We start from the raw sequence: 3,910 nt of genomic DNA, 5'->3' as shown, positions 1-3,910 counted from the left end.
AAGAAAGATTAATCCAAGGGCATTGGGGTTTGTTCCTACCAAGCAAGCGGTAGAATTGGTGAATGCTGCATTGTGTTTACGTCGCCCTTTACTGATTGAAGGAAATCCCGGTACTGGCAAAACATCCTTAGCCTATGCGGTAGCAGCTGAATTGGGACTACCGGGGCCTTACCGCTGGTCAATTGTTTCTCGCACTACTTTGAAAGATGGTCTCTATGCCTACGATGCCATTGGGCGACTACAAGAAGTGTCTTTACTGAGGCAACAAGTTGGTAACACAGAGAAAATTGAAGAACCTGACATTGGTAACTATTTAAGATTAAGACCAATGGGTATGGCATTTCATCAATCTCAACCCCGTAGACCGGCAGTGCTGTTAATTGACGAAATTGATAAGAGTGATATTGATATGCCCAATGATCTCTTACATATATTTGAGGAAGGATTTTTTGAGATTCCAGAACTTTCTCGCTTAAACAGGGACTCCCAAAAGGTACTTCCTTACCGCAGTCACAGGGATGATAGTGATGAAAAAATTGAGGTTGACAAAGGATTAATTCAATGTCAAGAGTTTCCCTTAGTCTTGATGACCAGTAATGAAGCACGGGAGTTTCCACCAGCTTTTCTACGCCGATGTCTACGGTTATCTCTCAAGCAACCTGATACCGAAGAGGGTTTCTATCAAATTTTAGAAAACCGCTTTGATGCCACCGATTTAAAACAACTGGATCAGCCAGCTCGGAAATTAATCAAGAAATTTTTGGAACGGATTAAGGCAAGAGACACAACGTTAGCGACGGATCAATTGTTGAATGCTATCTATTTATTATTACAAGGAGATGACCTGACTGAAGAAACACGGAAAGATGTATTGAATACTATCTTCAAATCACTGTGAGGTTAGGGGGAAATGGTGAGTGAAACGAATCAATGGTGGCCAGATGATAGAGAGGTTGCAGAGCTGATCTGGTGCTTGGCTCACTTAGATCGTATTGTTGCTCCTCCATTGTCTGAAAACATCAAACAACCAGAAGATTTACAGGATTATCTTCCGGAATCATCCACTGAAAATCCCTCAGACAATTATCCAAAGATTCCTCCCTCAGTAACAGAAAAAGCAGAACAAAAGATACCGATTAGGACTTATCCTAAACAGCCTGACCATGCCCCGACTTCCGGTCAAAAACCCGAATCATCCTCCAGTAATTACAGCTCTCCTATTCGTGTTCCTGACCCCTTTCCCTTACCGAAACCTAGGGAAATCAGTAAAGCACTGTTGCCTTTATCTAAACGTGTTCCTGGACTGCTAGCCAATGAACTGGATATTGAGGCAACCGTTGAACAAACAGCGGAAGCTGATGGATTGCCAATGCTGGCATTTCGTTCTCCCCTAGAGCGATGGTTTGAGGTACATTTATTGATTGATTGCTCCCCTTCCATGGCATTTTGGGGAGATTTAGCAGAAGGGGTGGCAACCCTTTTTCGCTGGCAAGGGTTTTTCCGGGATGTCCGGATTTGGCACTTCGATACAAGAGAACCTACGCCCCAATTGTTTTCAGGTGTTGACCGGATTGAACGGGATGTTCGTAGCCTGATTGCACCAGGAGGACATCGACTGTTTATTGCCTTAACGGATACTTTGGGAAAAGCTTGGTATTCCGGTCAAGCCTTTGAGGTTTTAGCAGAATTAGGAGAACAGCATCCTGTTAGTATTGCCCATGTTTTTCCTCAAACCCTATGGCAGCGCACAGGTCTAGATCAGGCAATTCAACGACCATTAATTGCTCGTCAAGCAGAGTCTGCTAACTCGATGTTAGAAGTAGGAGCTAGGCTTCGTACAACGGCTAGGTTATATAAATTTCCAATTTTCAATTTATCTGTTAACCACTTGAGCACTTGGGCGAATTTTACCACCGGGAGTGGCAGCAATTCGATTCAAGGAGTTTTAATTAGACAGGATATTAGACAGGATAAGCCCGAAACAGACAAAACGAATCCCAAAAAGCAAAGGTCAGAACAACCTAAATCAGTGGCAGAAACTCCCCAAGAGTTACTGAGAGGATTCTTGGCTAATGCTAGCCCCGAAGCCCGAAAACTTGCTGAAGTTCTGGCTGCTGTTCCCCTGATTCCTCCAGTGATGCGCTTGGCACAACAGTGGTTTTTACCCGATAGCGAACACTGGCATCTGGCAGAAGTGTTTTTTAGTGGTCTGATCCAAAAATCTTCCTTGGGGCCAGACCAGGCAACTGTTCCCGAAACTTGGTATGAATTTCGTCCGGGAATTCGGGAGTTACTGCTAGGAAATAGTCCAGTTCAACGCACTACTGAGATTTGGCGGGAAATTGGAGATTTCATAGAGCACCATTATGGTATTCTCCGGGATTTTCCAGCACTGATTCCCAACCCAACCGGGTCTGTTCCAGGTCTTGCTGGGGATCGAGACCTCTATTTTGCTGAAGTCAAAGCAGCAGTTTTCACCACTTGGGGAGGAGAATACGCTGAATGGGCACAGCAACGCAGTACAGAAGTAGCGAAACGCAAACTGGAGAAAGTTGATCTCACTGACAACTTAGAACCTTTTGAATTTGAAGCGGAAGTTCCCACCATTGGTTTTGAAGAGGAGCTAGACGAGGATGAAGAGAAATTACAACAGTGGACATTTAAAACCCCTACTGTTAACCATCACGGGGAAATCATTAAAACCACAACCTACACCGCCTCTTACTTCACCGAAACCCTAACCGATAATGTCGAACTGGAAATGGTGGCTATCCCTGGAGGAACCTTTACAATGGGTTCCCCTGAAAGGGAAAAAGATAGCCGTAGTCGTGAACGTCCCCAACATAATGTCACACTCCAACCCTTCTTTATGGGGAAATACCCTGTCACTCAAGCCCAATGGAAAGCGATCGCATTAATGACAGACTTGAAAGTCCAGAGATACTTAGATCCAGACCCCTCAAGGTTTAAAGGAGAGAAGCGCCCCGTTGAAAGAATCGACTGGTATGAAGCAGTAGAGTTCTGTGACCGGCTTTCTAAGCTAACAGGAAGGGAGTATAGACTGCCTTCCGAAGCGGAATGGGAATATGCCTGTCGAGGGGTTAGAGAACCTCTCAACCTTGATACTGGAGAATCCTATCCCCCATTCTACTTTGGAGAGACGATTACCCAAGAGTTAGCAAATTACGATGCCTCAAGAACTTATCGGGATGAACCACCAGGAGAAAGAAGCGAGGGAACCACCCCTGTGGGTGAATTTCTTCCGAATCCCTTTGGGTTATATGATATGCACGGGAATGTTTGGGAATGGTGCGAAGATGATTGGCATTATAACTACGAAGGTGCGCCCACAGATGGCAGTGCTTGGATTGATTATAATGAACCGGAAAATGTCAATGCTGAAAATAAGCCAAATTCAGACAAAAATAACGAAAATATTTCATCTTCGCCTCTGCGGGGCGGCTCCTGGAACTACATTCCTGATAAATGCCGTTCTGCGATTCGCAGCGACTTCCTTAGGCGCGACTTCCGCAGCCTCAATGATGGTGTTCGTGTAGTGTGCGTATCCGGGAGAACTGGATGAAGTCAGAAGTCAGAAGTTTGAAGTTTGAATAATTATGCCAAAATTGGCAATAAAACGCCCAAAACAAACCTTTCGAGGCTACAGAGAATACATAGACGGTATACCTCTCGAAATGGTCTTAATCCCTGATGGAACCTTCACCATGGGCGCACCAGAGAGTGAAGAAGGGAGTCGTGATAATGAAAGACCCCAACATGATGTAACTATTTCATCGTTTTTAATCGGACGTTACCCGATTACTCAAGATCAATGGAAAGCGATCGCATCTCGATCTGACCTTAAGGTTAATCAAGATTTAGATCCAGACCCCTCTTATTTTAAAGAGCA

Annotated in this window: 3 protein-coding genes; all 3 read left to right on the top strand. The window is 44.7% G+C overall.

Going from position 1 to position 3,910, the window contains the following annotated elements; genetic code table 11:
• A partial coding sequence (locus F6K20_RS27955) for an AAA family ATPase (protein WP_287296854.1) occupies positions 1 to 898 on the top strand: 898 nt, incomplete at its 5' end.
• Positions 899 to 910: 12 nt separating this feature from the next.
• On the top strand, positions 911 to 3,583 hold the full coding sequence (locus tag F6K20_RS27950; protein ID WP_287296852.1) for a formylglycine-generating enzyme family protein: 2,673 nt from the start codon (positions 911 to 913) through the stop codon (positions 3,581 to 3,583).
• A gap of 34 nt (positions 3,584 to 3,617) precedes the next feature.
• Positions 3,618 to 3,910 (top strand): formylglycine-generating enzyme family protein (locus F6K20_RS27945; protein WP_287296850.1); only part of this gene is annotated, 293 nt, incomplete at its 3' end.

Origin of the sequence: Moorena sp. SIO2C4 (assembly GCF_010672485.1) — a bacterium.
Lineage (GTDB): Bacteria > Cyanobacteriota > Cyanobacteriia > Cyanobacteriales > Coleofasciculaceae > Moorena > Moorena producens.
This window is presented reverse-complemented; position numbering and strand designations above follow the sequence as displayed.

Bases quoted from the DNA above. Each gene is read 5' to 3' on its own strand.
- F6K20_RS27950 (WP_287296852.1), top strand. From the start codon at position 911: ATGGTGAGTGAAACGAATCAATGGTGGCCAGATGATAGAGAGGTTGCA.